This is a genomic window from Bacillus sp. FSL K6-1145 (genome assembly GCF_038003425.1).
Taxonomy (GTDB): domain Bacteria; phylum Bacillota; class Bacilli; order Bacillales; family Bacillaceae; genus Bacillus; species Bacillus pumilus.
This window is the reverse complement of the sequence record NZ_JBBOPC010000001.1, coordinates 3,068,183-3,094,541: the sequence shown is the minus strand read 5'-3', so window position 1 is coordinate 3,094,541 and position 26,359 is coordinate 3,068,183. Positions and strand designations below refer to the sequence as shown.

The following is a 26,359-nucleotide window of genomic DNA, read 5'->3' as shown; positions in this document are numbered from 1 at the left end:
ATCAGGAAGAAAGACATAGATAGCACAGATTGGTCGCAGAGAATTTGCTGCTTTCTCATGTCGCTTGGAAATTGTCAAAGGAGGAACTATTCGTGAAAAAGTTTATTACTTTCGGTTTAGCTTCGGTCATCGGAGCGAGCAGTTTATTTATCCCATTTACTCATGAAGCAAACGCACAGAACTTTGAACAAAAGAAACAAGAGCTGGACAGCAAGCAATCTGAGGTCAACAAAAACCTTCAAAAGAAAAAAGATGAGCTTTCAAAGCTTGAAGCAAAACAAGAGGCACTTGCACTAAAGCTAAAAGAAATTGACGAGAAAGCTTTAAAAACAAGTGATCAAATCGAAGAAAAACAAAAAGAAAATGAACAAACGAAAAAAGAAATCAATGCACTGAAAAAAGACATTGCTGATACTGAAAAACGTATTGAAGATCGAAACAAATTCTTGAAAAAGCGTGTACGTGCGCTTCAAGAAAGCGGCGGTTCTACGAAATACATAGATGTATTACTAGGAGCGAAAAGCTTTAGCGATTTCATCAGCCGTGCAGGTGCAGTATCTACACTCATCAACGCAGACAGCGAAATCATTAAAGAGCAAGAAAAAGACAAAGCTGAGCTCCAAAAGTCTGAAAACGAATTAAACACAAAGCTTGAAGATGTTCAAAAGACACTTACAAAGCTTGAAACACTTCAAACAGACTTGAATAAACAGCTTGATGAAAAAGACAAGCTATTCAAGCAAGTGAAAAAGCAAAAAGGAAGTGCTTCTTCTCAAATTAGCGAGTTAAACAGTGAGGCTAACAGCATTGCATCTGAAAAAGACGCAACAATCACTGCTCAAAAACAAGCTGAAAAGGAAGCAAGAGAAGCAGCTCAAAAAGCAAAAGAAGAAAAAGTACAAAGACAACAGCAGCGTCAAGCTAGTGTTCAAGCAGAAGACAACAGCTCAACGAACGACAGCAGCTCGTCTTCAAATAACAGTAACAGTGGATCTTCAAACAACAACGATAATAACAACAGCAGTTCACCAAGCAAGAAGCCATCTACTGGCGGTGGATCACCTGTCAGCAGTAACGTAGGCGGAATCGAAGGTGCAATCAGCACAGGTTCTTCCATTGTTGGACAATCTCCATATAAATGGGCTGGTGGCAGATCACAAGCTGATATTGACGCACGTCGTTTTGACTGTTCTTCATTCGTTCGCTGGGCATTTGCATCAGCAGGCATCAACCTTGGACCAGTTGGCGGTACAACAACAGATACGCTTGTAGGTAAAGGAAGAGCTGTAAGTGCATCTGACATGAAACGCGGAGACCTTGTGTTCTTTGATACGTATAAAGTAAATGGACACGTTGGTATTTACTTAGGAAACGGTACATTCTTGAACGATAACAGCTCTCGCGGTGTTTCAGTTGACTCTATGAGCAATGTTTACTGGAAAAAAGCATTCAATGGCGTTGTAAGAAGAGTCGTTGAATAAATCATTACTTACTATATAACCGTAAACAGGCTTCCTTAAACAGCAGTTTAAGGAAGCTTTTTCTTTTTTTGAACATATGAGCAAATGATTCGCTTATTATCCGCAGATTTAATAGGATATGGGTAAGGAATAAAAATAAGAGTGGAATGGATGCTTTCTGTCATGAATGGAAGCATCACCCAAGGGCATTCTAATAAGAAATGCTAGCAGCAATTGAAGAGGGAGTGACAGTTGTGTCAGAAGAAAAAATCTACGATACGATCATCATTGGAGCGGGACCTGCCGGAATGACAGCCGCTGTTTATACATCTCGTGGAAATCTTTCAACATTGATGATTGAAAGAGGGATTCCAGGCGGTCAAATGGCTAATACGGAAGATGTCGAGAACTATCCTGGCTTTGAAAGCATTTTAGGGCCAGAACTTTCAAATAAAATGTTTGACCATGCGAAGAAATTCGGTGCTGAGTATGCATATGGCGATATCAAAGAAATCGTAGACGGTGAAGAGTACAAAATCGTCAAAGCCGGTTCAAAAGAATACAAAGGACGCTCTGTCATTATTGCAGCAGGTGCGGAATACAAAAAAATCGGTGCACCAGGTGAAAAAGAACTTGGCGGCCGAGGCGTCTCTTACTGTGCAGTATGTGACGGTGCTTTCTTTAAAAACAAAGAGCTCGTCGTCATTGGTGGAGGAGACTCTGCGGTAGAAGAGGGTGTGTACCTCACACGCTTTGCGTCAAAAGTAACGATCGTTCATAGACGCGACAAGCTTCGTGCCCAAAGCATTTTACAAGCACGTGCTTTTGATAATGAAAAAATCGACTTCATGTGGAACAAAACCGTTAAACAAATTAATGAAGAAAACGGTAAAGTCGGCAGTGTGACTTTGATTGATACGGTGACTGGTGAAGAAGAAGACTTTAAAACAGATGGCGCCTTTATCTATATCGGAATGCTGCCACTGTCTAAACCATTTGAAAATCTCGGCATTACAAATAAAGAAGGCTACATCGAAACAAACGAAAGAATGGAAACGAGAGTGGAAGGCATTTTCGCCGCTGGTGATATTCGTGAAAAAACACTCCGTCAAATTGTGACAGCAACAGGTGACGGAAGTATTGCCGCACAAAGCGCACAGCATTATGTAGAAGAGCTTGCTGAAAAACTTAAAGCAACGAAATAAAAGGCTGTCGTAAATCCTTAATATAGCGTCATGGGCTTTTAACTGGAATGTAACACGGGTGAAACAATTTTCCGTTATGATAAAACTAGTAATTGACCCCCTTTTATAAGGAATACATGTTTGGCACGGATGAGAATCCGTGTCCTTTTTTTTGCTTAAAATCAGAAAATTCATGAGATGTTCACAAATGACGCATGGAGAACCATTGATTGCTGTAAAATAAAGAGTAGAGAAAATGCCCGCCACTTCTTTCAGACGAAATTCGGTCTGTTTTCGGTGAAGAAGGGGCATGTTCATTGTGGGAGTCAGGATGAACCTGTATAATAAGTTAAAGACATAAAAGAGTAGGTGACAGCTGATGCAACGAGTAACCAATTGTGTGCTGCATCACGAAGATCAAGTTCTCTTGCTGCAAAAGCCAAGACGAGGCTGGTGGGTAGCGCCGGGCGGAAAAATGGAAAGCGGAGAATCGGTCAAGGATTCAGTCGTTCGAGAGTATAGAGAAGAAACAGGAATTTATATTTTAAATCCACAGTTAAAAGGTGTTTTTACCTTTATCATAAAAGAAGGCGATCAAATCGTTCAAGAGTGGATGATGTTCACCTTTATGGCAGATTCATTTACTGGAAAAAACGTGACAGAGTCAGAGGAAGGCATTTTAAAGTGGCATGAAGTAAAGGATGTGCCGCATTTACCGATGGCACCAGGGGATTCCCATATTCTTGATTTCATGCTAAAGGGAAAAGGACTTCTTCACGGTACTTTTACGTATACACCTGATTTTGAATTGATTGCTTATCGGTTAGATCCTCAAGGAGACTAATACATGAACCGTTTTTATAAAGAAGGAGAGGAAGCAGGCATGAATACGCACAAACAAGAAGATATTCAGCTTGTGATTATTACAGGAATGTCAGGTGCGGGGAAAACCGTTGCCATTCAAAGCTTTGAAGATTTAGGTTACTTCTGTGTAGATAACTTGCCGCCATCACTTTTACCAAAGTTCCTAGAACTCATGAAGGAATCGAATTCGAAGATGAGTAAGGTTGCCCTTGTGATGGATTTGCGCGGACGAGAATTCTTTGACAGCTTGATTGCAGCCTTAGATGAAATGAGTGATCTTGGCTGGATCACACCAAGAATATTATTTCTAGATGCAAACGATAAGGTGCTTGTCTCAAGATACAAAGAAACGAGACGTTCGCATCCTCTTGCGACTACAGGTTTGCCGCTCGAAGGAATCGCAATGGAACGCGATCTGTTAGAAGAGTTAAAAGGCCGGGCTCAAATGATTTTTGATACATCGGATTTAAAACCAAAACAGCTTCGAGAAAAAATTGTCGCGCACTTTGCCACGACCCAAGGACAGGTGTTTACAGTGAATGTGATGTCCTTCGGTTTTAAATACGGTCTGCCGATTGATGCTGATCTTGTATTTGATGTGAGATTTCTGCCGAATCCTTACTATATTGAGAGCATGCGTCCACAGACTGGAAATGATGAAGAAGTGAGTTCCTATGTAATGAAATGGAGCGAGACACAAAAATTCACAGAGAAATTAATTGACCTTCTCAGCTTTATGCTTCCGTCCTATAAACGAGAAGGAAAAAGCCAGCTTGTGATCGCTATTGGCTGTACAGGCGGACAGCACCGATCAGTGACGCTAGCGAACTACTTATCGGAGTATTTTAAAAATGACTACTACACTCATGTCACTCACCGGGACATTGAAAAGAGAAGCAGAAAATAGATGACGACACTTCCAAAGGTGGTCATTCTTGGCGGGGGCACTGGCTTATCTGTTTTGCTCAGAGGGCTAAAAACAAAGCCAGTGGACATTACCGCTATTGTAACGGTTGCTGATGACGGAGGCAGCTCAGGCAGACTGCGGCATGATTTGAATATTCCGCCTCCAGGCGATATTCGAAATGTCCTTGCAGCTCTCTCTGATGTTGAACCACTTGTAGAAGACTTATTTCAGCACCGTTTTAACAAAGGGAATGACTTAACAGGCCACTCTCTTGGCAACCTCATTCTTGCGGCCATGACAAATATAACCGGTGATTTTTTTCATGCCGTCACAGAAATGAGCAAGGTCTTAAATGTGAGAGGAAAAGTCTTGCCAGCAGCGAATTCAAGTGTTGTTCTACATGCTGAATTAGAAAATGGGCAAGTGGTAACAGGAGAATCAAAAATCCCAACCTATGGTGAGCGAATTAAACGAGTGTTCCTCACACCCAATACGATTGAGCCGCTCCCAGAATCGATTCAAGTCATTCGTGAAGCCGATTTGATCGTCATTGGACCTGGCAGCTTGTATACAAGTATCTTGCCAAACTTGCTTGTACCGCATATTGGCGAAGAAGTGATTCGTTCTAAGGCGAAAAAAGTGTATATTTGCAATGTCATGACGCAGCCAGGGGAAACGCTTTCCTACAGTGCAGCTGATCATGTGCAGGCATTAAACGATCATATGGTTCGTCCATTTATTGATACCATTTTTGTAAACAATAAAGAAATTCCAGAAGAGATCAAAGCAAAATATGCAGAAGAACAGGCACAGCCTGTACAGTTCGACACAGATGTACTCAAGGCAATGGGACTGGAAGTCATCCCAGGGGAAATCATTACATACGACCAGCATGTGATTCGTCACGACACGCTGAAAGTAGCCGCGCTGCTTGTCGACCTGCTGCATAAGAAAAAATAGGAATGGGGGTGGCAAGGATGTCATTTGCATCCGAAACAAAAAAAGAGCTGACTAATCTGGACGTGAAGGACTGCTGCACAAAAGCAGAGCTTTCTGCCCTCATCCGTATGAACGGTTCATTATCTTTCTCTAATCGAAAATTAATTCTAGATATACAAACAGAGAACGCAGCTATCGCAAGACGGATTTATACGCTGCTAAAAAAGAAATATGATGTCACAGTCGAGCTGCTCGTTCGTAAGAAAATGAGATTAAAAAAGAATAATGTGTATATTGTCAGACTGGTAGAACGAGCGAAAACCATTTTAGAGGATTTGAAAATATTAGGTGAGCAATTTGTATTTGAGCGTAATATTTCAGAAGAGCTTGTAAAGAAAAGATGCTGTAAGCGCTCCTATATGAGAGGTGCTTTTTTAGCAGGCGGTTCTGTAAATAATCCAGAAACGTCTTCCTATCACCTTGAGATTTTTTCACTATATAAAGAACACAATGATGCCCTTTGTGAGCTGATGAACCAATTTCATCTCAACAGTAAAACACTTGAGCGTAAAAAAGGCTACATCACATATATGAAAGAAGCCGAAAAAATTACTGAATTCTTAAGTGTTGTAGGTGCGCATAATTCACTTCTTCGCTTCGAAGACGTTCGGATCGTCCGTGATATGCGGAATTCCGTGAACCGGCTCGTCAATTGTGAAACAGCAAACTTGAATAAAACGATTGGTGCATCCCTGCGCCAGGTCGAGAACATTCAATTCATTGATGAAAAAATTGGACTTGATGCCCTGCCAGATAAGCTGCGAGAAATTGCAAAGCTGCGAGTCGACTATCAAGAGGTCACGCTAAAGGAATTGGGAGAAATGGTGGAAAGCGGCAAGATCAGCAAATCAGGCATTAATCACCGCTTAAGAAAGCTAGATCAAATTGCAGAACAATTACGAAACGGACAAGCTGTTACACTTAAATAGGAGAATGAAAAAGGGAGGCAGATCATATGGTGGAAAAAACGGTCACCATCCAGTTGAAAACAGGCTTGCAGGCACGTCCCGCTGCTTTGTTCGTACAGGAAGCGAATCGCTTTGGGGCTGAAATTTTTCTAGAGAAGGACGGAAAAAGAGTCAATGCGAAGAGCATTATGGGTCTCATGAGCCTTGCGATCAGCTCTGGGATCACTGTCAAACTGATAGCAGATGGTGCGGATGAACAAGAAGCCATTGATGCGTTAACTGATTTTATCAATCAAGAAAACTGAGTCTCTTCACAGACTCAGTTTTTTTAGAAGGGGAATGAACATGATGCAATCAGCATTTTTACAGAAGATCGGATACGAAGGACAGTCCATCACCTTTGATGACCTGCCTGCATTATTAAAAAAGATGGCCTACACCTTTCCATTTGAAAATAGATCTGTGCTGAACAAACAATCCTATGCCTTGAATCAAGAAGGATTGAAGCAGCACCTTCTTGAAGGAGGCAGAGGAGGTCTTTGTTACGATCTCAATCCTCTTTTATATTATGTGTTAAAAGAGGCAGGACTCGCTGTACAGCTCGTTCAAGGGACCGTGTATAACAAGGAAGCGGGCACATGGGCAATCGATGGCACGCACGTAGCCATGACGTTGAATCATCACAACGAACGGTATCTGATTGATGCGGGTTTTGGTGTGAATTTACCTCTTCAGCCTGTACCCTTTACTGAAGAATGGGTCGAAGGAGCGTCTATTCGGTTTCGAGTCAAAGAAGAGAAAACCGAAAAAGGTACGCATCTTGTCCAATTAGATAGAGGAGAAGGCGCTGAGACAGGCTATGCATTTACATTGGAAGAGGTGAGTGAGCCTACATTGGTCCAAATGAGAAAGCAGATTTATGAAAATGAAGCCTCTCCTTTTAACAAAAGACCGCTTGCTTCAAAGCTCACACCAACAGGACGTGTAATCGTCACCGAGGATCATGTCACCATACATGAACATGAAGAAGTGTCGAAAAAACCGCTGCCTCTGCCTTTTGAGGAATACGTGAAAACCCTGCTGCCATAAGTAGCATCAAAAAAACAGCCCTGCGTCAAATGGGGCTGTTTTTTGATTGATTATCGAATCCGTGTGAATGTCGCGTAATGGTCTGTTGTTTTGTAAATGAGCCAGTCACTTGAATACACGAGGCGGTCAGCATTGCGGAAGCCTGAGACGTAGTTGATATCTGCCTCACGCCATGTGCGGCCGCTTGCTGAAGGAAGACGTCCCTCCCGGTTAGAGAAAACATCTCCACCGATGCTTTTGCCTGGGGCAACCTCTGCTAGATTTCCCTTTGATGCCACCCATCCAAGAGCACTTGCTTGTGATTTTGTGATGTAGTTATCAGGCAGTCGTTTGTAGCGAATCAAATAATCGGCTACACCATCAAACGTATTAATGACGGCAAGGGTATGAACATCTGATGTCAGTTGAATAGAAGCTGTTTCATTTGTGGCGGTCGGTGTAAGTGGTGTTTCGGCATAGGCTTGCTGCGGAATAAAACCAGAAAACAGAATAGCAGCGATCAGAGCAAACATAGTAAAAACCGAACTGATTTTTTTCATCTTCATCCTCCTATTAAGGAAATCGGAAGCTGTCCTCTTGATGCTTGTCTACCTCATATTATAGCACCCGAATATGAAGGAAATGTAAAGAAACAGGATCTTTGCTAAAATGAGGCTTTTTTCCTGATATCCTTCTATTGAAATAAATAAAAAGACGCAGCTCTGAATCCTGCGTCTTTTCCGATTAAGATGAAGCAAGCTCCTTCACAATATCTACAGGGGCTTTGCCATCAATTCCATGAATCACATTATGAATGGCTCGTTTCAGCATAAGATCCCGTGTTGTTTCAGTAGCGGAACCGATGTGGGGAACAAGGGTGACATTGTTCATTTCTTTGAAAGGATGATTCTCCTGAAGCGGTTCCTGTTCAAACACATCAAGACCTGCGCCTTTGATCCATCCCTCTTGAAGCGCTTGAATGAGGCTTTTTTCGTCCACTGTTTTCCCGCGGGAGATGTTTACAAATAAAGCCGTTTGCTTCATTAACTTCAATTCTCGTTCGCCAATCATATGATACGTTTCATCGGTCAGCGGTGTAATCAACACAATGATATCAGCTTGCTTTAGCAGGTCATCAAGTGTGCAATATAAAGCGCCATATGCTGATTCAGCCTTTTCATTCCGGCTGCGGTTATGATACAGAACATTCATATCAAAACCATGTGCAGCTCGTTTGGCAACTTGCTCTCCGATTCGTCCCATGCCAATAATGCCAAGCGTTTGATGATGGACATCGATGCCAAAGATATCCTCTTCCTGTACAAATTTCGTCCATTTCCCCTCACGGATCAAACGATCAAGCTCGGCAATTCTTCGTGCAGAGGAAAGAATGAGTGAAAATGCAAGGTCAGCCACAGTATGGTCGAGTGTATGAGGCGTGTGCGTACCAATTACGCCTCTTTGCCTCATCAATTCTATATCGAAATTGTCATAGCCGACAGAGTTATTGCTCACTACTTTGAGTTTTGGTGCGTGATCTAATAGCTCTTGATCGATTTTCGTTCCAGACGTTAAAAGACCATCAGCATGCTGCAATTTTTGAAACAAAATATCTTTTGGAATGGGGTCCTTGGATTGCCACACCTCGTATGTACAATGTTCCTTTAGTATTTCCTCAAATGAAGCAGGTAATGGTTTGGCGACAAAAATGTGTGGTTTCATTGTCAACTCGCTCCTTTCACATGATCATCTTGCTCCTTTTATTATAAAGCAACCATTTCGGCTGAACACGTTTGAAGGTTATCTGCTCAATATTTAATATACTAAAATAACGGAAAAGAGAGACATTTTCTTAGTGAAAAAGGGTATTCATATGCCATCTGATTCATTTTTTACTTAGATGAAAATCAGCTAATGGGAGTTGTGATATATGAAAAAGCCGGTTTTTCTGAGAGATTATCTGACAAACTGGAAAATAGATCGAGATTTTTTGATAGAAAAATGATTATATTTGAAACATATTAAACGGGAAGGTCGTTTTCTACTAAACCATTTCATCGTCTTTTGGCGAGTAGAGAACGATAGATTGAAAGGAAGACCGCGTCCCCCTTGCGATGAAGCGTAAATGAGAGAAAATGATCACATTTCTTCTCATCGTTTTCTCATTTTTTTCTTTTTTTTCTATCATTTTTCATCTTTATGCTTGAGAACACACGAAAGAAAAGGAGGACAGGCAGGAGCTTACGTGACTTATAAAAAGATGGGAGATGGCAGGATGGGATCAAAATTAGAACAGATTCTTCAGCACAATTCAAAGTTCGTACAAGAGAGACATTATGAGCCTTACAAAGCGGGGAAATTTCCTGAAAAGAAACTCGTCATATTAACTTGTATGGATACACGTCTTTTGGAATTATTGCCGCAATCCATGGGGCTACGTAACGGTGATGCGAAGATCATTAAAAATGCGGGCGCCATCGTCACACATCCTTTTGGCAGTGTGATGCGGAGTATTCTGCTAGCAATCTATGAGCTAAAGGCAGAAGAGGTATGCATTGTAGGACATCATGAATGCGGAATGGCAGGTCTTGCGGCAGATCCTTTACTTGAAAAGGCGAAAGCGCGTGGCATTGAAGAGAAATGTTTGAGCATTGTGAAAAACTCAGGAGTTGATTTAAAGGGATGGCTGACAGGCTTTGATTCGGTTGAAGAGAGTGTGTCCCAAAGTGTGAAATTGGTCAAAGAGCATCCATTGATGCCAAGTGATGTGGCTGTTCATGGACTTGTCATTCATCCAGCAACGGGAAAGCTGGATGTCGTTGTGAAAGATAATCAGATTGATGCGCAGTATACCTAAATCATCTACACATACTTGAAGGAGGCCAACACATACCATGCGTTTTTATGGAAGATTTGAAGGATATGATTCATCAAAATTTAGACGTGATTTAATCGCTGGGCTTGTCGTGGGCGTTGTGGCAATTCCTTTAGGCATGGCTTTTGCCATTGCATCTGGTGTCGGACCAGAATATGGATTATACACAGTCATCGTTGCCGGCATTTTGATTTCATTGTTTGGTGGTTCAAAGTATCAGATCGGCGGGCCGACTGGGGCGTTTGTTCCGATTTTATTTGGTATCGTCAGCCAATATGGTATCGAAAACTTACTCATTGCCGGTTTTATGGCAGGGTGTATGCTTGTATTATTCGGGATATTCAAACTAGGGAAGCTCATGAAATTTATTCCTCGTCCGGTTATCATCGGCTTTACTGCTGGCATTGCTGTCATTATTTTTTCAGGACAGATTGCCAATTTCCTCGGATTAAAGGGTGTTGAAAAGCATGAAAGCTTTTTCCTCAATATGAGAGAAATTGTGGTCCATCTCGGTACCGCAAACAGTCTTGCCATCATCACAGCTGTTATTGGGCTTATTGTGATTTTGGTGGCACAAAAATACATTCCCAAAATACCTGGTGCTCTATTAGGTCTATTGGCTTCAACGTTTCTAGCTGTTCTCTTTTTCCAAGGACAAGTTGAAACGATCGGCTCGGCATATGGGGAAATTCCTCGTCAGCTGCCAAGCTTTGCTTTTCCTGAATTAACGATTGAAAAAATGATCTATCTCCTCCCTCCAGCGATTGTCATTGCGCTTTTAGGCGGAGTAGAATCGATCTTGTCCGCAATGGTTGCTGATAATATGAAAGGCTCTAAGCATGATAGCAACAAGGAGCTTGTCGGACAAGGGATCGCCAATATGGCGGCACCGCTGTTCGGAGGAATTCCGGCGACTGGGGCGATTGCCCGTACGGCAACAAACATCAAAAATGGCGGAGCAAGCCCGATTTCAGGTGTTGTGCATGGCGTCGTCGTGCTGCTCATCTTAATGCTCTTTGCGCCATATGCGTCTATGATTCCACTTGCTGCGATGGCACCGATTTTAATGTTTGTGGCTTGGAATATGAGTGAGAAAAAAGAGTTTATCAATATTGTAAAAGTGAAAAATGCGGATTCCCTTGTACTTGTTGTGACCTTCCTGCTGACGGTCATCGGTGATTTGATTATTGGCGTCACCGCAGGTCTCATTTTAGCCTTTATCGCGTTCATCAAAAAAATGAGCCAGACGACCAGCATTCATCCAAACGTTGCGGTTCCCCAGATGGAAACAGCAGCTGCTTTAGAAAAACAGACAGACCAGCAAGGCATCAGTATGTACGCCATTGAAGGGCCGCTGTTTTTCGGAACAACAGATTCACTCGAAAATTCGATTCTTGACCATGTTCAGACAAAGCCGAAAACGCTCATTCTGCTCATGAATAAAGTCAACTATATGGACACATCAGCAGAAGCGGTGCTGATGAATATCTCCAATCGGTTAAAGCATCATAATGGTAAGCTGATGATTGTCGGACTTCAATCACAGCCGAAAGAGCTTTTGCGCAGAACAGGTCTTTTCCATCATATTGGAAAACAGCATTTCTTTGAACGAACAGATGATATCTCACCACAGCAGCTATAAAGGTGGAAAAAAGCACGTGACGATGTGGTCACGTGCTTTTCAGTTCTGAAAAACGCTTTGTGAGTTTCTGTTGATGAGAGGAGAAAATCTCTTCTACTGTGACATCATAGAGATCGGCTAAAATAAGTAGATTCGCTAACACATCTCCCATTTCTTCAACGAGTTCTTTCTTCAACTCAGCTGATTTTTGTTTTTGCTCGTCAGGCCGGTCACGTCCGATCTCGATGGCTCTAACAGCGCGAGCGAGTTCTCCTGTTTCTTCCATCAGGAACCCTAACCGGATAAACGGTCCGTATTCTGTCCAATTTCTCTTTTTGTAAAAATCCTTGATCCATTTCTCCATCTCATTTGTTTGCATTCTCTTTATACAGCTCCTTATATGGTGTGTACCTTTTGATTTTACACTATATATAGATGAAGCGGCTGTTTTTTTAAAAACAATTATAGTAGAATGAGTGGGTGAAGAAATCATAGAGAGAGATGGAGCTGTTTTGATGAAAACGATTTGTGTGTTTGCTGGTTCAAATCCAGGTGTGAAGGACGTCTACAAAGAAAAGGCTGTAGAGCTGGGGACTTATATGGCAGAGCATGACATCCGTCTTGTATACGGCGGTTCACGAATTGGATTGATGGGTGCCATTGCAGATGAGGTCTTAAGACATGGCGGGCAAGTCATTGGAGTTATGCCTAAGGGGCTTTTTAGAGGAGAAGTTGTACATCAAGAGCTGACAGAATTAATCGAGGTAACAGGAATGCATGAACGAAAAGCGAAAATGAGTGAGCTGGCTGATGGATTTATTGCGATGCCAGGCGGCTTTGGTACATATGAAGAATTATTTGAGGTGCTATGCTGGGCACAAATCGGCATTCACCAAAAGCCAATCGGCTTGTATCAAGTGAATGACTATTTCAATCCGCTCATTGACATGGTGAAGTTTAGTGTACAGGAAGGTTTCTCGAATGAATCACACCTCCAATTGTTACATGCCTCCAGCGAACCGGAGGAATTAATCACGCAGATGGCTTCTTATCAAACACCATCTCTTCAGCAGAAATGGACGGAGCTGTCTTAAAGTAAAGCGTATTTCAACCACAAAAAACCGTCTGTTCAAGGAGCAGACGGTTTGTTTTGTCATATTATTTTTGTTCTTCTGAATTACGGGTCAAGACTTTGTCAATGAGTCCGTATTGAAGTGCTTCTTCTGCTGTTTTGAAGTTGTCACGATCTGTATCGCGCTCAATGACTTCGATTGGCTGACCAGTACGTTCAGCAAGTACTTGGTTCAGTTTATCGCGTAAAGAAAGGATTCGTTTTGCCGCAATTTCAATTTCTGTTGCTTGACCTTGGGCACCACCTAGTGGTTGGTGAATCATGACTTCACTGTTTGGAAGAGCATAACGCTTACCTTTTTCACCAGCAGCAAGCAGGAACGCACCCATAGATGCAGCCATACCAATACAAATGGTTGATACCTTTGGTTTAATAAATTGCATCGTATCGTAAATGGCCATACCAGCTGTGATTGAACCGCCAGGGCTGTTAATGTAGATAGAAATATCTTTTTCTGGATCTTCAGCTTCTAAGAAAAGCAGCTGTGACACGATGGAGTTGGCAACATTGTCATCGATCGCAGAACCAAGCATGATAATACGGTCTTTTAAAAGACGAGAATAAATGTCGTAAGCTCTTTCCCCACGATTTGTTTGTTCAATGACTGTAGGTATTAAATTCATAATGTTCCTCCTTCACCTTTTAGGTAAGTATGTAATTCAATGATACATTTTTGGTCAATAAAGGTCAAACAAAACGCAATCAAAAAATTCGACAGCCACATGTTATTTTTCCCAAAATTTATTTTTCTTAAACCATGGAAAAGTTTTAAAAAAATATGGTAAAACTTTCTGTTATGAGGTAATATTACCTATGTTATTATTATATATAGTCAGAAAGAAGGAAGAATAGTGGATAATCTTTTGGAGAAAAGTAGTTTGACTGATCAACAGCGTATTGTTGTATCAACTGAACTTCAAGCCAAAAAAAAGTCGAAATTAGTTGTATTTATTTTGTGGTGGTTCCTTGGAGCTATTGCCGTTCATCGTTTTTATCTTGATGAAAAGAAAGGCTATGCAGTGACCATGCTTCTACTAGGATGGTTGACATTGTTCATTTGGCCATTTATTGATGGGATCATTTGTCTTGTCAAAACAGTGGATGAAGTAAATGAAAACATGGAACGAAAAATTATTGCATCTGTTAAAAGTGCATAAGTCGACATGTCTGCATCTTTTCGGTGCAGGCTTCTTCTTTGAAGTCATCAGAATATCATTGCTTTCTTGCAGCATTTCCCTTATAATTTGATATGCTGACGTTCAAAAACATATCGTGCGCTCGTAGCTCAGTTGGATAGAGCGGTGGTTTCCGGTACCACGTCTGCCGGGGGTTCGAATCCCTCCGAGCGCGTCTATAGTATCCGATAGGATTCGATTTATCATTTGTGAAAAAGCTTGAAAACCCTTTGAAATAAAAGGTTTTCAAGCTTTTTTATGTTTCTTGTGAAGTCAATTTGAATAATTCCTTCTTAGTTTTAAACCCCTTTTCGGATGGGTTTTTGTTTAGCACACTAGTATTCAAGTTTATTGTAGGGGTTTAACATCCGTTTACTACGAGATGCCTAATGCTTATTTTCGATTTATCTTTTTTTAAGCAGCGCGTCTTTTTTATAAAGTAAAGATAAACTTATGAAAAGCATAACAATCCCTAGTGTTAAGACATATAATGGCATTGCAAGGACTGTTCCGTTATGAAAAATGCTCATACCATAGACTGTAGCACTGACGAGTAAGTAATAACCTAAGCTAAATATCGCACCCGCAGAACCAATGACGTCTTGAAAGTCATTAAGCGCTAAGCTTAAACAGTTTGGTAACGCGGTACCTGTACCAAATAAAATAATGAACACACTAACAATCATGGCCGGCATTTGTAATGAAATTGGTAAAAAATGTACCGATGTAGCAAACAATGTACCGATGAGCATAATGACCAACCCGTGTACAATAATCTTCTCAGGTTTTGTATGGCTAACGAGTCTTTTGGATAGCATCGCACCTGCGATAGAAGCTAACGCAACGGTAATGCCTAAAAAGCCATACATCGCACTTGTTAGAGTAAAGTATTGCGTAAAAATAAACGGTGCTTCGGCATAATAACTAAATAATACACCGTTAATACCGCCAATTAATACACCGTAGCGCCATAGACGGGCATTTGTAATCATGCGCTTTACTATAGGTAGTAAAGGCTTCTTTTCTATTGTAGTAAGCGATGTTTCAGGTAAGCGTAGCAACGCATAACAAAATACAATAGCGCTCATAGTAACTAACACCAAAAATACAACTTTAAAACCTAAATAATAATCGGTGAAGCCACCGATTAATGGGCCAATTGCAGGTGTGAAGGCAAGAGTAGCTGAAATTTGAGCAAATAGTTTATGACGTTCAACACCAGAAAAACTTTCACGTAAAATCGTTTGTGTCACGATAGAGCCGACACTTATACCAAATGCTTGAATAAAGCGCGCGACTAATAAAACCGCCATTCCATTTGCTATTAAACAAAGTGTGTTACCAACAAAATATAAAATAAGCCCATAAAGCATTGCTTTGCGACGACCGATGTTATCGGATAAACGCCCAAAGAAAAATACCCCGAAGGCAAAAGCGATAAAATACACACTCATCGTAAGCTGTGTATGACTCATAGAAGTTTCAAACGCTTCTGCGATAGAAGGTAATGATGGGCTAAAAATAGTTTCACTAATTTGTGGTACGCCGATTAATACAATTAGTAATAATAGGCTAGGTGTTTTGTTTTCGATGTTTTTTTTCAAATAATCCTCTCCTAGATAATAATAGGTTTGAAAGAAAAACATCGTAGCTCGGGAAATGGTGGCTTCACGAGTTTGATTCTTTCTAAAGCACTCATGAATTCACTTCCTTCCAATTAAAGATACACTGAAGATTATAACATTCAAAAAAATAAAGTGGTGCAACTCTATTATAAACAGCCCTTGTAAGTAGCTTCTAAGAAGTCATCTAATGGCTCTACCAGTTCCAATAAATCCAAAGAAACCAATCAATCATCTAGTCCTAAAAAGTCATATAGTCATGCGTAAGTTCCTATAAAATAACACCAAAACGTTCAACTGGTGTGTCCATAATACAAAGCCCTTTATACTATCTCTTTCCGTATCAGTCTTGGTTATTTTTTCGCCATTCATTTCTAAATATCTGTCATGGTTAACCCCGTTGTACATCTAGCATAATGAGCTGCTGCATTCAAAAAAATTGCTGATCAAATCATCATCTAAAAAAGACAAAGCACTTAACAGGAGGCTTTGACTTTTTTTCTTATACCCTCTTAAAATACTAGCCATAAGACTCATTTCTTCCCTTTACAGGCGTATTTGTTGAGCCTGCTGGCTGTATATGATTAACATGGAAGAGAATTGACAATGAGGAGGGATTTCTTGTGGCGAAGATTTTATTGATTACATTTCCCGCTGAAGGGCATGTGAATCCTATGTTAGGGATCATCAAAGCTTGGGCGGATCGTGGAGATGAAGTGCATGCGGTCACAACTGTACATTATGAGGAACGAATCAAACGCTTAGGCGCTCACGTACATAAACATCCAGACTATATTCGGACATTACATGTGGATGAAGGAAATCTCGATTCCATGCAGCCATTCTTTCATGCCATGCTGCAAACATCATTTGATATTTTAGAGGTGGTGGAAATACTTTCTCAGCAGCATTCATTTGATTTTGTCTATTTTGATATGTTTGGGGCAGGGGAGCTTGTTCGAGATTATTTACAAATTCCAGGGATCGGTTCAAACCCATCCTTTGTGCTGCAAGAGGCGCATTTTGATACACCGCTATACAGAAAAGATGAGAAAGCCGATCATCTGTTAGAAAGCATACAAGAGCGTTTTGGCGTTCAGCCAACGCGTTTGATGCAATTCATGAAAAATCGCGGAGAACTGAATATCGTGTATACAAGTGAGTATTTTCAGCCGTCTGTCGATGCAGTGAACGATTCATTTGTTTTCATTGGACCGAGCTTTCTAAAAAGGGCAGATCAGCATGATTTCCTGCTGGAAGCACTTGAGCAAGATAAAGTCGTCTTTATTTCGATGGGCACCGTTCTTGGGGATACAGAGGCATTTTTTAATATGTGTATAGATGCCTTTGCCGATTTTGATGGAAAAGTGGTGCTCGCAACAGGTGAAAAAGTGGATCGGTCTCTTTTGAAAGAAGCACCTTCTCATTTTCTGATTGAGCCTTATGTGCCGCAGCTTGAAGTGCTTGAGCTGACAGATGTGTTTGTGACGCATGGCGGAATGAACAGTGTCAATGAAGGCATTCATTATCACGTTCCGATGGTTGTCATTCCTGTCGACAAAGATCAGCCGATGGTCGCACAAAGACTGACCGAGCTATCTGCTGCCCGTGCACTTGATAAAGAACAGCTGACAGCAAAGCAGCTAAGAGAAACCGTGGAATCTGTTCTGGGAAGTAACACGTACCGTGCTGGAATCGAAAAAATTGAAGAAAGCTTCCAAACAGCAGGAGGAACAGATAAAGCATTGCGGACGATTGATCAATGGATGCAGACGAAACAGACTCAATCATGAGTCTGTTTTTTGATGAAAAAAAGGGATTGTATTCCCTATTCCTGTATGCTATTATTCATTTCGTAATCATTTCGATTAATAATCGTAATGATTACGATAATATAAGATTTGGGGGAAGTACATATGAGTGATCAGCCTGTTTACATAAAGAAAAAGCAATCCTATGTGACATACACCTTGATGCTGTTTTCAGTCATGGCTTGTTTTTTATTGGCATCATGCTCTGATAACAAAGCGTCTTCCGGTATGAATGACAGAGAAGAAGATGAGCTAGTGTATGCAAGTACAAAAGATATAAGGGATATCAATCCCCATTTATATGCTGGAGAAATGGCCGCTCAAAATATGGTGTTTGAATCGCTTGTTGTCAATACTGAGAAGGGCGTTCAGCCTGCCTTAGCGAAAAGCTGGGACATTTCAAAGGATGGGAGAACCTATACCTTTCACCTTCGAAAAGACGTAACTTTTTCAGACGGTGAGCCTTTTAATGCAAAAGCAGTGAAAATGAATATGGACGCCGTCGTTAAAAACATTGAAAAGAATGCTTGGCTGAATCTTGTATCCGAAATCAAATCCACAAAGGCGGTGGATGACGATACATTTGTTCTTACGTTAAAAGAGCCATATTACCCTACGTTAGAAGAACTGGGCTTAACACGTCCCTTCCGTTTTATTTCTCCAAAAAGCTTCATTGATGGAACGACTGCCAAAGGAGTTCAAAGCTATGCAGGCACAGGTCCTTACGTGCTAAAGGAACATAAAAAAAATCAATATGCCGTTTTTGAAGTGAATGACCACTACTGGGGGGAAAAGCCAAAAATCTCAACAGTGAAGTGGAAAGTCATGCCGGATCACCAAACGATTTTACTTGCCCTGCAAAAAGGAGAAATTGATCTCTTATTCGGTGCAGATGGTGACATGATTGACGGAGACTCATTCCAGGCTTTAAAGGAAGCAGGTCAATACGGTGTGACCGTGAGTCCACCTGTTGGTTCGAGGTCAATCGTCATCAATTCAAATCAGCCAATGACAAAAGATCCGAAAGTCAGAGAAGCGTTTCAATATGCCATTCAAAAAGAGATGATCACAAAAGGCATTTTAAATGGAACGGAACAGGTGGCACATACGCTGCTTGCCCCGTCAGTCCCTTACGCAGATATCCCGCTGAAAAAGAAAACCTATCAAAAAGAGAAAGCAGAGGCATTACTGGATGAGGCAGGCTGGAAGCTGAAAAAAGACGGCTACCGCTATCAAAATGGCAAAAGGCTGAGTGTCGCCATTTACTATAATTCCGATAATGCAGGCGAAAGAACGATAAGTGAATCGATCCAACAAGATTTCAAGCAAGTTGGGATCAAACTGGATATTAGAGGAGAAGAAAAACAGGCATTTTTAGACCGCCAGAAAACAGGGAAATTCGACCTGATGTACTCGCTATCGTGGGGACTTCCTTATGATCCACAAACCTATGTTTCTTCGTTCCGCGTAGCATCACATGCTGATTATCAAGCTCAACTAGGGTTGAAGAAGAAAAAGTGGCTGGACGAGACGATTACGAAAGTATTGGTAGAACGAGATGAGCAAAAGCGGAAACAAATGTATCGAGACATCTTGACGTATATTCATGATGAAAATATCTATATCCCAATCTCTTATTCTGTGACAAAGGCCGTCTATAATAAGCGCCTGAAAGGTATTGGTTTTCATGTGTCACAGTATGAAATTCCCTTTGACCGTATGTATTTTTCGTCATAAAGAGGGGACGGAGACATGACACGCTATCTCTTAAAACGAATATTGCTGCTTTTTCCGCTCATGATGTTCATTACTTTCTTTGCCTTTGTCCTGCTGACGATGCGGGCAAGTGATCCAGCTGAGGTTGCTTTGCGGGTGAATCAAGTGACGCCAACAGAAGACATGATTGAATCGATGCGGCAGGAGCTAGGCTTAGATCAGCCATTTCTTATACGATATGTCACATGGCTCAAAGATGGACTAACAGGGGATTTTGGCAGGAGTTATGTTACACAGGAGCCAGTTTTTGATCTTATCATGGAGGCGCTGCCTGCCACATTGCAGCTTGCAGGAGCAGCGCTCTTTATCATCATTGTATTGAGTTTGTTACTCGGAGTGATCTGTGCATATGCTGCGCATACATGGGTGGATCGAGTACTGCGCGCTTTTGTATTTATCGCTGCTTCAATGCCTAGTTTTTGGTTAGGGATTTTGTTTATTTGGCTTTTTTCTGTCAAATTCAATTGGGTCAATACGAGTGGAATGGAAGGGTTCAAATCAATTATTCTCCCAGCTGTCACACTATCGCTGGGCTACTTATCGACCTATGTGAGACTCATTCGCAATCAAATTCTGAAATTTCAGCATGAGCCATTTGTTTTTTATGCAAGAGCTCGCGGATTAAAGGAACGGGCTGTTCAATTGAAAGTGATGAGACATGCGCTTCAATTAGCGGTGACAGCACTTGGTATGTCTATCCCGAAACTCATTGCTGGCACGGTTATTATTGAAAATCTTTTTGCTTGGCCAGGGGTTGGCCGGTTGTGTGTAACAGCTATTTTCCATGCCGATTTCCCTATTATTCAAGCCTATTTATTTGTGATGGGGTTCCTTTTTGTTGTGTGTAACCTCATGGCTGATGTTGTGCAAATGACCATGAATCCGCAGCTGCGAAAGGAGGCCTGAGAACGATGATAGGGTGGAGTCAATTAAAAAAAGACCGCATGGCGGTTCTTTCTATCTGGCTGTTAGTACTTGTCGTTTTAGCAGGACTGTTTGCACCAGTATTAGCACCACATGATCCAACAGAAACAAACATTCTTCAAAAATATGCCGGCATCAGCCTGACTTATCCGCTCGGAACGGATCAGCTCGGAAGATGCGTATTATCACGGCTTTTATATGGGATTCGGACCACAATGCTTGCGGCCATGCTGACGATGTGTCTGACGATGCTCATTGGCACCTCACTTGGACTCATGGCGGGCTTTTTCCGAGGAAAGGTGGACGGCTTGTTGATGAGGGCGTGTGATGTCATGCTCTCCTTCCCAGCAGAAGTGATGATTCTAGCGGTTGTCGGGATACTGGGGCCTGGACTGTTCAATATTATTTTGGCAAATGTCCTAGCGAAATGGGCCTGGTATACAAGGATGATTCGTTCATCTGTTCTGCAATATGCGAATGAACCATCTGTTCAGTTTGTAAAAGTATCTGGCGGCTCCCCATTTTACATCCTGAGAAAGCATTTATTTCCTCGCATTTCAGGAGAAATAGCTGTTTTTGCGACACTTGATGCGGGTTGGGTCATTTTAAATATATCGGCCCTGTCTTTTCTGGGATTAGGTGTGAGCGCACCTACCCCGGAATGGGGGATGATGCTCAACGAAGCGAAAAATGTCATGGTGACCCATCCAGCCCATATGCTTGCGCCTGGGCTCGCCATTTTATTTGTGGTCATGGCGCTGAACTTTTTAGGAGACAGCCTGCAGCAGGCTACGACCCCTGCGATGTATTATCACAATAAGAAGGGAGCGAGACCATTTGCCTTTCATCGACGTAAAAAACCTGTCCGTACATGATCCAGTCCAGCAAAAGAGTATCGTGGCGAACATGACATTCTCCCTACAGCAGCAACGCTGTTTAGCCATAATTGGAGAAAGTGGAAGCGGAAAATCAACCGTCGCAAAAGCGTTAATTGGCTTGATTCCACCTTCGTTAGAAGTGGAGGGAGCGATCATGTTGGATGGCGAGTTATTGACAACTCAGACAGCTGAGCAGTGGAGAGGCAAGCGGATTGGCTTCATCTCACAGGATGCGATGAATGCGTTCAATCCTATCGAAACCATTGGTCATCAAATGATGGAAACGTTCCAGCGGCATTTGGGCTTACGTGGAAATGAGGGGAAAGCACATGCCATCGCTGGACTGGAGCGTGTTCATTTGAAAAATCCAAATGAATTGTTGAAGCAATATCCTCATGAATTATCTGGCGGTATGCTTCAGCGAGTGATGATTGCGATCACGATGATGCTTTCTCCTGATGTGATCATTGCCGATGAACCAACTGCGTCGCTTGATGCGTATAATCGGCGTGAAGTCATCATTCAATTACAGAGCCTAAAAGAAGAAACAAGTGCCGCTTTGATCATCATTTCGCATGATTTAGGCGTTGTTCAGGCGATCGCTGACGAGGTGTTGGTGATGCATCAAGGGGAGATGCTTGAACATCGCCCAGCTGATAAGATATTCACAGCAACTGAGCATCCACAAACGAAGCATTTACTTGAGACGAGGCGCCGATTATCTGCGCCCCTAGAAACGCTGCGGCAGCAGAGAGTGAGGGCATTTCCATGTTGATCACAGCTGATAGCCTCATCAAACATGGAGAGAAGAAAGGTTTCTTTTCTCGGCAGATGCGGTCAAAACCACGCATTTCAAACGTCTCGTTTGAAATCGATAAGGGACAATGTGCTGGGTTAGTTGGTGAAAGCGGCAGTGGTAAAAGTACATTGGCACGAATCCTGCTTGGTTTAGAAAAAATAAATAGCGGCAAGGTGCAGATTGATGGGAAGTCAGCTGACATATGGCGGAAAATGAACCGTGGAAAAATGAGTGTGGTCTTTCAGGATTATCGATCTTCAGTTCACCCTTCCTTTACGGTGAAAGAGATCGTTGCGGAGCCTATGCGATTGTTAAAGCAGGAAAAAAATGTGGATCAGAAGATTTTATCGTTGCTTGAACAAGTCAGACTACCCTCTTCTTTACTATATCAGTATGCTCATCAGCTAAGCGGCGGTCAGCTCCAGCGAGTGTGTATCGCACGAGCCATATCAACGCACCCATCCATTCTCATACTAGACGAAGTCCTGAGCTCACTAGATGTCTCTGTTCAGGTGCAAATATTGGAGCTGCTCGAGACATTAAAACAAGAGCTAGACATGACCATCCTTATGATTACTCATGATATAGAAGCGGCAGTGTATCTATGTGATCGTCTCCTTTTTTTACATGAAGGAAGCATAGTGGAAGAATGCAAAAAGGATGAACTGCTTGATGCGGTCCATCCATTTACGCTGAAATTAATGGATTCACTTATGCCATTTCAGCTTGACAAAAAATAACCAATCTTTTATTGTAAACGTAATAAACGACGGAAGGGTGACCCAATGCAATGAAGTACTAATCCTATGACCTGTAAGCAAAATGAAAAAACGAAGGCAGTGAGCAAACGATTGGTTTGCCATGTTTGCTGCGTTTTCATTTTTTAGCTTCGGAATAGGATGGTACAGCTTGGGAATCAAAGAATGAGGAGATTGATACGGGGGATGTGTGTGTTCAGATAGGAACGGCACGTCATCTGGAATTGATCCGCTTATTTTTGTACACCATTTTGCCTCCTATTCTGAGAATGGGAGGCTTTTTCATGTCTCCTGATACGAAAGGAGAGGGTTGGATGTTAGTAAAAGCCAATCAGTTAAAGGTTTTTCGAAAAGATCGATTGTTATTTGATATCGAGGAGCTTGCCATCCATCAAAGTGACCGCATTGGACTTGTCGGGGCAAATGGAAGCGGGAAAACGACGTTATTGCATGTGCTCGCGGGGCAAGAGACACCAGACAGTGGCACGTTTGCCGCCACAACGACCTGCACACTGCTTCCTCAGCTAAAACAAGCGGATGGCACACGGAGTGGTGGTGAGATGACCCAGACGTATATTGAAAGCGCGTTAAACCGTCCTTCTGCCCTTTTATTAGCAGATGAACCAACGACTCATTTAGATACAGAGCACATTGAGTGGCTGGAAGAGAAGCTGAACAATTATCAAGGAGCCCTCATTGTCGTTTCACATGATCGTGCTTTTTTAGATGCGGTATGTACGGAGATTTGGGAGCTGGATCATGGACAGCTCAATCAATACAAAGGCAACTACACGCAATTTGCACAGCAAAAAGAGCTGGCGCATCGTCAGCAGGTGGAAGCGTACGAAGCTTATACTCAAAAGAAAAAACAGTTAGAGCATGCGCTAGAAAAGAAAAAGAAAAAAGCCGACAAAGCGACAAAGCCATCCCAAAAGCTGAAATCCTCAGGGCCAAAAATTGCAAAGCCCTACTATGCAAATAAGCAAAAAAAGCTGCAAAAAACAGCCAAATCGATTGAAACAAGGATGGAGAAATTAGAAAAGGTTGAGAAAGTAAAAGACATTCAGCCCATTCAAATGACGCAGCACACAATGAAGGAAGTAGCGAGCCGTACCATTTTGCGAGTGAAAAATGTAGATGGCAAGGCGGGCGATCAATTGCTTTGGAAGCAGGCGAATGTGGAAGTGAGAGGCGGGGACAAGGTCGCCATCATTGGCAAGAATGGGAGCGGGAAAACGACATTTCTCCGAATGCTGGTAAATGGACATCCCGGAGTTTCTCGCTCAGAAGCTGTCAAGCTCGGCTATTTTCGTCAGGATCTTTCAGGATTAAAGGTAGATGAATCGATTTTACAAAATGCGCTGAAAGAGGCAGTTCAAGATGAGACAGTGGTACGAACGATTTTAGCGAGACTTGGGTTTCGAGGGGATGACGTGTATAAACCTGTCGGGGTGTTAAGCGGAGGAGAACGGGTGAAGACCATGCTGGCGTCCTTGCTTGTCAGCGATGCCAATGTTCTCATGCTGGATGAACCGACGAACTTTCTAGATCTGGCGGCAGTTGAAGCGCTTGAAGGTCTATTGAAGGATTACTCGGGTACGGTTGTGTTCGTTTCCCATGATCGCAGACTGATTGAGAATGTGGCGACTCGCATTTTCCATGTTCATGAAAAGCGTATTGAAGCTTTTTGTGGAACATATGAAGCGTATAAACAAAAAGGCGACAAACCAGCTGTGACCCAAAGAGAAGAGGAGCTTCTGTTAATTGATTTACAGCTGTCTGAAGTGCTCAGCCGGTTAAGTATTGAGCCGTCTCAGGAGCTGGAGGAGACATTTCAAGCATTATTGAAACAAAAGAAATCTTTGGAGTCATAAAGAAAACCCCTGTGTTTATTGCACAGGGGCTTGTTCATGTCGTTCTTTTTTTAATTGATCAAGCTCACTGACGGTGACGAGCTGATAGCCTTGTTTGGTGAGTTCATGAATGATCTTCACTGCTGCTTGAGCTGAGCTGTCATAAATATCGTGCATTAACACCGTTCTGCCATCTGCTGCATGTGAAAGAACGTGGTTTGTGATCTGCTGGCTGTTGCGAATTTTCCAATCCTCAGGATCAACATCCCATAAAGAGACCTTCATCCCAACTGCTTGATTGATGTCTTGATTTGTCCCACCATATGGCGGTCTAAAGTGCGTAGGTGTATACCCGCTCGCTTTCTCAATCAGCTTCTGAGTATCCTTCACTTGTTTTACCGCCTCCTTTAAAGGCAGTCTTGTTAATAAAGGATGACTGTAAGAATGGTTTCCGATTTCATTCCCGCCTTTTAGAATATCGGCAAGCATACTAGGATAATACTGCACCCTGCTGCCTAATACGAAAAAGGTCGCATGTCCTTTATTTTCCTTCAGTGCTTCTAAAATCTTTGAGGTGGTCGCTGGGTTCGGACCATCATCAAATGTGAGGGCGATGGCTTTTTTATTTGGATCAAGCTTTGATTTTTGCGGCAGCTTGACGGCTTTTCTTTTCGGATTTGGTTCTTTCATTTCATTTTGATTTTTGGTTTTATTCATATATTCTGGCTTCATTATATCTTTCAGTAGCGTTTTTTTAATCGCAAGTGTTTGGGGACCAAGATCCTCGCCGGCTACTTGAGATGCTGGGAAATAAAATTCTACATATTTCTCTTTCAAGGCAAATTGACTGAAGTTTTGGGCAGTAGGGGCTGTTCCTTTCTGAAGGAGCGTCTGATCCTTAGATAAGGTTTTGTCCTTTTGAAGCTCTGAATATGTAATGTAGGATAATTTCTTTAAAAAGTTGGTTTTAGGTAGAAATAAATCTTTTGTGTCAAGAAAGGTTTTTTTCTGAAAATCATAGTTGATTGTGAGATGATTGGTGGTCCCATTTTGCTGACCTGTATAGGTATAAGTCGTAAAGCGAATAGCAGCCGACTGCTTCGCATAATGCACCATATCATAATCAATATTCAGTTCAAAGCGTTTGTTTTCATCGACGTCCTTGGCTTCACTAAACGTCTTTTTGAAATGCTCTAAAGCTGAATTTGCGTAGCTTTGAATCTTGTCATCTAGCTCTTTTTGATGAAAAAGAGGATAGTTGACTGCATATCTCATAAATTTCCCGTCATTTACGAGAGTAACGATTTCGACGTTTTTATAGTTCGTATCCTGCTTTACATTTTTCTTCTCGGTCCCACTTGCTTGTTGATTCTGAAAGAAAGCAACGACTCCAATGACGATCGCAAGTGCAAATAGGCCGATACTCCATTTTCCCTTTAATGACACAACGTTCAAATCTCCTCTCAAGACGGGTCATTCTTTATCAGTTTGACATCTGTTTGTAATATTTTTATAACATTTGACTTACTTTTGTCATTTTAGAGGATGTTCAGGCGGAATGTCAACTATTTTCCTATTAAACTATGAGAAAAAATGATAGGCCATTTCAAACGAGCAAAGACACTGTATGACACTGTCACCTGCATACCTTCATTAATTAAAAAATGAGGTGTACATTGATTTTTGAGAGGCAGGCAGATATAATTTTGATGATTATGATTCTCATTTTCAAACAGACTTTTAAT

General features: G+C 41.8%; 25 protein-coding genes and 1 tRNA gene. 20 read left to right on the top strand and 6 right to left on the bottom strand.

Translation table 11 applies throughout. The features are described 5' to 3' along the window. Positions 1–92: 92 nt before the first annotated feature. From MHH41_RS15790 to MHH41_RS15755, 8 genes are all read left to right on the top strand, one after another. The gene (locus tag MHH41_RS15790) at positions 93–1,481 is read left to right on the top strand and encodes a C40 family peptidase (RefSeq protein ID WP_106029364.1); all 1,389 of its coding nucleotides are present in this window, start codon (positions 93–95) and stop codon (positions 1,479–1,481) included. Positions 1,482–1,714: 233 nt separating this feature from the next. After that, positions 1,715–2,665, top strand: a complete 951-nt coding sequence (gene trxB / locus MHH41_RS15785) for a thioredoxin-disulfide reductase (protein ID WP_034620189.1) — start codon at positions 1,715–1,717, stop codon at positions 2,663–2,665. A gap of 358 nt (positions 2,666–3,023) precedes the next feature. Next, positions 3,024–3,488, top strand: a complete 465-nt coding sequence (locus MHH41_RS15780; RefSeq protein WP_003213484.1) for an 8-oxo-dGTP diphosphatase — start codon at positions 3,024–3,026, stop codon at positions 3,486–3,488. A gap of 39 nt (positions 3,489–3,527) precedes the next feature. Beyond that, complete coding sequence (gene rapZ, locus MHH41_RS15775) at positions 3,528–4,415, top strand: RNase adapter RapZ (protein ID WP_050944694.1); 888 nt, start codon at positions 3,528–3,530, stop codon at positions 4,413–4,415. After that, positions 4,416–5,375 (top strand): gluconeogenesis factor YvcK family protein, encoded by a 960-nt coding sequence (locus MHH41_RS15770; protein WP_044139390.1) that lies wholly within the window; start codon positions 4,416–4,418, stop codon positions 5,373–5,375. It abuts the gene before it with no gap. A gap of 17 nt (positions 5,376–5,392) precedes the next feature. Then, entirely contained in the window at positions 5,393–6,343 is a 951-nt protein-coding gene (gene whiA, locus MHH41_RS15765; protein WP_003213321.1) for a DNA-binding protein WhiA, read from the top strand. A 26-nt stretch (positions 6,344–6,369) separates the two neighbouring features. Next, positions 6,370–6,627, top strand: a complete 258-nt coding sequence (locus MHH41_RS15760; RefSeq protein ID WP_003212821.1) for an HPr family phosphocarrier protein — start codon at positions 6,370–6,372, stop codon at positions 6,625–6,627. A 40-nt stretch (positions 6,628–6,667) separates the two neighbouring features. Then, complete coding sequence (locus MHH41_RS15755) at positions 6,668–7,411, top strand: arylamine N-acetyltransferase family protein (protein ID WP_050944257.1); 744 nt, start codon at positions 6,668–6,670, stop codon at positions 7,409–7,411. A gap of 50 nt (positions 7,412–7,461) precedes the next feature. On the opposite strand, the gene MHH41_RS15750 is transcribed toward MHH41_RS15755, so the two are convergent. Further along, a complete protein-coding gene (locus MHH41_RS15750) occupies positions 7,462–7,902 on the bottom strand; it encodes a ribonuclease (RefSeq protein ID WP_371869438.1) in 441 nt (146 codons plus the stop codon). 232 nt (positions 7,903–8,134) lie between these two features. After that, positions 8,135–9,112 carry a 2-hydroxyacid dehydrogenase gene (locus tag MHH41_RS15745; RefSeq protein WP_050944255.1) on the bottom strand — a complete coding sequence of 326 codons (978 nt, stop codon included), beginning with the start codon at positions 9,110–9,112 and terminating at the stop codon, positions 8,135–8,137. A gap of 553 nt (positions 9,113–9,665) precedes the next feature. Here MHH41_RS15745 and MHH41_RS15740 point away from each other — a divergent pair. Both MHH41_RS15740 and MHH41_RS15735 read left to right on the top strand, forming a co-directional pair. Continuing rightward, on the top strand, positions 9,666–10,247 hold the full coding sequence (locus MHH41_RS15740) for a beta-class carbonic anhydrase (protein ID WP_003213318.1): 582 nt from the start codon (positions 9,666–9,668) through the stop codon (positions 10,245–10,247). Positions 10,248–10,284: 37 nt separating this feature from the next. After that, positions 10,285–11,907, top strand: a complete 1,623-nt coding sequence (locus tag MHH41_RS15735) for a SulP family inorganic anion transporter (RefSeq protein WP_050944252.1) — start codon at positions 10,285–10,287, stop codon at positions 11,905–11,907. A gap of 28 nt (positions 11,908–11,935) precedes the next feature. Here MHH41_RS15735 and MHH41_RS15730 read toward each other — a convergent pair whose 3' ends face one another. Continuing rightward, positions 11,936–12,265, bottom strand: a complete 330-nt coding sequence (locus MHH41_RS15730; protein WP_050944249.1) for a MazG nucleotide pyrophosphohydrolase domain-containing protein — start codon at positions 12,263–12,265, stop codon at positions 11,936–11,938. A 136-nt stretch (positions 12,266–12,401) separates the two neighbouring features. Between MHH41_RS15730 and MHH41_RS15725 the strand changes: the two genes are divergently transcribed. Further along, positions 12,402–12,980 carry an LOG family protein gene (locus MHH41_RS15725; protein WP_034620142.1) on the top strand — a complete coding sequence of 193 codons (579 nt, stop codon included), beginning with the start codon at positions 12,402–12,404 and terminating at the stop codon, positions 12,978–12,980. Between the two features lie 64 nt (positions 12,981–13,044). Here MHH41_RS15725 and clpP read toward each other — a convergent pair whose 3' ends face one another. Continuing rightward, on the bottom strand, positions 13,045–13,641 hold the full coding sequence (clpP, locus tag MHH41_RS15720; protein ID WP_024719872.1) for an ATP-dependent Clp endopeptidase proteolytic subunit ClpP: 597 nt from the start codon (positions 13,639–13,641) through the stop codon (positions 13,045–13,047). Positions 13,642–13,869: 228 nt separating this feature from the next. Here clpP and MHH41_RS15715 point away from each other — a divergent pair, with 228 nt between their 5' ends. Together MHH41_RS15715 and MHH41_RS15710 are read left to right on the top strand one after the other, a co-directional pair. After that, positions 13,870–14,175, top strand: a complete 306-nt coding sequence (locus MHH41_RS15715; RefSeq protein ID WP_050944247.1) for a TM2 domain-containing protein — start codon at positions 13,870–13,872, stop codon at positions 14,173–14,175. A 117-nt stretch (positions 14,176–14,292) separates the two neighbouring features. Next, a tRNA-Arg gene (locus MHH41_RS15710) sits at positions 14,293–14,368 on the top strand. Between the two features lie 229 nt (positions 14,369–14,597). Here MHH41_RS15710 and MHH41_RS15705 read toward each other — a convergent pair. Then, positions 14,598–15,797 (bottom strand): multidrug effflux MFS transporter, encoded by a 1,200-nt coding sequence (locus tag MHH41_RS15705; protein ID WP_340866540.1) that lies wholly within the window; start codon positions 15,795–15,797, stop codon positions 14,598–14,600. A gap of 641 nt (positions 15,798–16,438) precedes the next feature. Here MHH41_RS15705 and MHH41_RS15700 point away from each other — a divergent pair. From MHH41_RS15700 to abc-f, 7 genes are all read left to right on the top strand, one after another. Beyond that, the gene (locus tag MHH41_RS15700) at positions 16,439–17,608 is read left to right on the top strand and encodes a macrolide family glycosyltransferase (RefSeq protein WP_340866539.1); all 1,170 of its coding nucleotides are present in this window, start codon (positions 16,439–16,441) and stop codon (positions 17,606–17,608) included. A 123-nt stretch (positions 17,609–17,731) separates the two neighbouring features. Continuing rightward, positions 17,732–19,363: a nickel ABC transporter substrate-binding protein gene (nikA, locus tag MHH41_RS15695; protein WP_310425635.1), complete on the top strand. Its 1,632-nt coding sequence runs from the start codon at positions 17,732–17,734 to the stop codon at positions 19,361–19,363. Positions 19,364–19,378: 15 nt separating this feature from the next. Then, positions 19,379–20,308, top strand: coding sequence for a nickel/cobalt ABC transporter permease (gene opp1B, locus MHH41_RS15690; RefSeq protein WP_339160516.1), 930 nt, complete (start codon positions 19,379–19,381; stop codon positions 20,306–20,308). Positions 20,309–20,313: 5 nt separating this feature from the next. Then, positions 20,314–21,201, top strand: a complete 888-nt coding sequence (opp1C, locus tag MHH41_RS15685) for a nickel/cobalt ABC transporter permease (protein WP_310425637.1) — start codon at positions 20,314–20,316, stop codon at positions 21,199–21,201. Next, positions 21,164–21,979: an ABC transporter ATP-binding protein gene (locus MHH41_RS15680; RefSeq protein ID WP_310425639.1), complete on the top strand. Its 816-nt coding sequence runs from the start codon at positions 21,164–21,166 to the stop codon at positions 21,977–21,979. The genes opp1C and MHH41_RS15680 overlap by 38 nt, the downstream gene beginning before the upstream one ends. Continuing rightward, a complete protein-coding gene (locus MHH41_RS15675) occupies positions 21,973–22,743 on the top strand; it encodes an ABC transporter ATP-binding protein (protein ID WP_340866538.1) in 771 nt (256 codons plus the stop codon). The genes MHH41_RS15680 and MHH41_RS15675 overlap by 7 nt, the downstream gene beginning before the upstream one ends. A gap of 332 nt (positions 22,744–23,075) precedes the next feature. Next, positions 23,076–24,635, top strand: a complete 1,560-nt coding sequence (abc-f, locus tag MHH41_RS15670; RefSeq protein ID WP_340866686.1) for a ribosomal protection-like ABC-F family protein — start codon at positions 23,076–23,078, stop codon at positions 24,633–24,635. A gap of 15 nt (positions 24,636–24,650) precedes the next feature. Here the strand turns inward: abc-f and MHH41_RS15665 are convergent, their stop codons facing one another. Next, positions 24,651–26,060 carry a polysaccharide deacetylase family protein gene (locus tag MHH41_RS15665; protein WP_050944242.1) on the bottom strand — a complete coding sequence of 470 codons (1,410 nt, stop codon included), beginning with the start codon at positions 26,058–26,060 and terminating at the stop codon, positions 24,651–24,653. Between the last annotated feature and the right edge of the window lie 299 nt (positions 26,061–26,359).

Coding starts and splice junctions, on each gene's coding strand:
- MHH41_RS15780 (WP_003213484.1), top strand. CDS start 3,024: ATGCAACGAGTAACCAATTGTGTGCTGCATCACGAAGATCAAGTTCTC.
- rapZ (WP_050944694.1), top strand. CDS start 3,528: ATGAATACGCACAAACAAGAAGATATTCAGCTTGTGATTATTACAGGA.
- MHH41_RS15770 (WP_044139390.1), top strand. CDS start 4,416: ATGACGACACTTCCAAAGGTGGTCATTCTTGGCGGGGGCACTGGCTTA.
- whiA (WP_003213321.1), top strand. CDS start 5,393: ATGTCATTTGCATCCGAAACAAAAAAAGAGCTGACTAATCTGGACGTG.
- MHH41_RS15760 (WP_003212821.1), top strand. CDS start 6,370: ATGGTGGAAAAAACGGTCACCATCCAGTTGAAAACAGGCTTGCAGGCA.
- MHH41_RS15755 (WP_050944257.1), top strand. CDS start 6,668: ATGATGCAATCAGCATTTTTACAGAAGATCGGATACGAAGGACAGTCC.
- MHH41_RS15745 (WP_050944255.1), bottom strand. CDS start 9,112: ATGAAACCACACATTTTTGTCGCCAAACCATTACCTGCTTCATTTGAG.
- MHH41_RS15740 (WP_003213318.1), top strand. CDS start 9,666: ATGGGATCAAAATTAGAACAGATTCTTCAGCACAATTCAAAGTTCGTA.
- MHH41_RS15735 (WP_050944252.1), top strand. CDS start 10,285: ATGCGTTTTTATGGAAGATTTGAAGGATATGATTCATCAAAATTTAGA.
- MHH41_RS15730 (WP_050944249.1), bottom strand. CDS start 12,265: ATGCAAACAAATGAGATGGAGAAATGGATCAAGGATTTTTACAAAAAG.
- MHH41_RS15725 (WP_034620142.1), top strand. CDS start 12,402: ATGAAAACGATTTGTGTGTTTGCTGGTTCAAATCCAGGTGTGAAGGAC.
- clpP (WP_024719872.1), bottom strand. CDS start 13,641: ATGAATTTAATACCTACAGTCATTGAACAAACAAATCGTGGGGAAAGA.
- nikA (WP_310425635.1), top strand. CDS start 17,732: ATGAGTGATCAGCCTGTTTACATAAAGAAAAAGCAATCCTATGTGACA.
- opp1B (WP_339160516.1), top strand. CDS start 19,379: ATGACACGCTATCTCTTAAAACGAATATTGCTGCTTTTTCCGCTCATG.
- opp1C (WP_310425637.1), top strand. CDS start 20,314: ATGATAGGGTGGAGTCAATTAAAAAAAGACCGCATGGCGGTTCTTTCT.
- MHH41_RS15675 (WP_340866538.1), top strand. CDS start 21,973: ATGTTGATCACAGCTGATAGCCTCATCAAACATGGAGAGAAGAAAGGT.
- abc-f (WP_340866686.1), top strand. CDS start 23,076: ATGTTAGTAAAAGCCAATCAGTTAAAGGTTTTTCGAAAAGATCGATTG.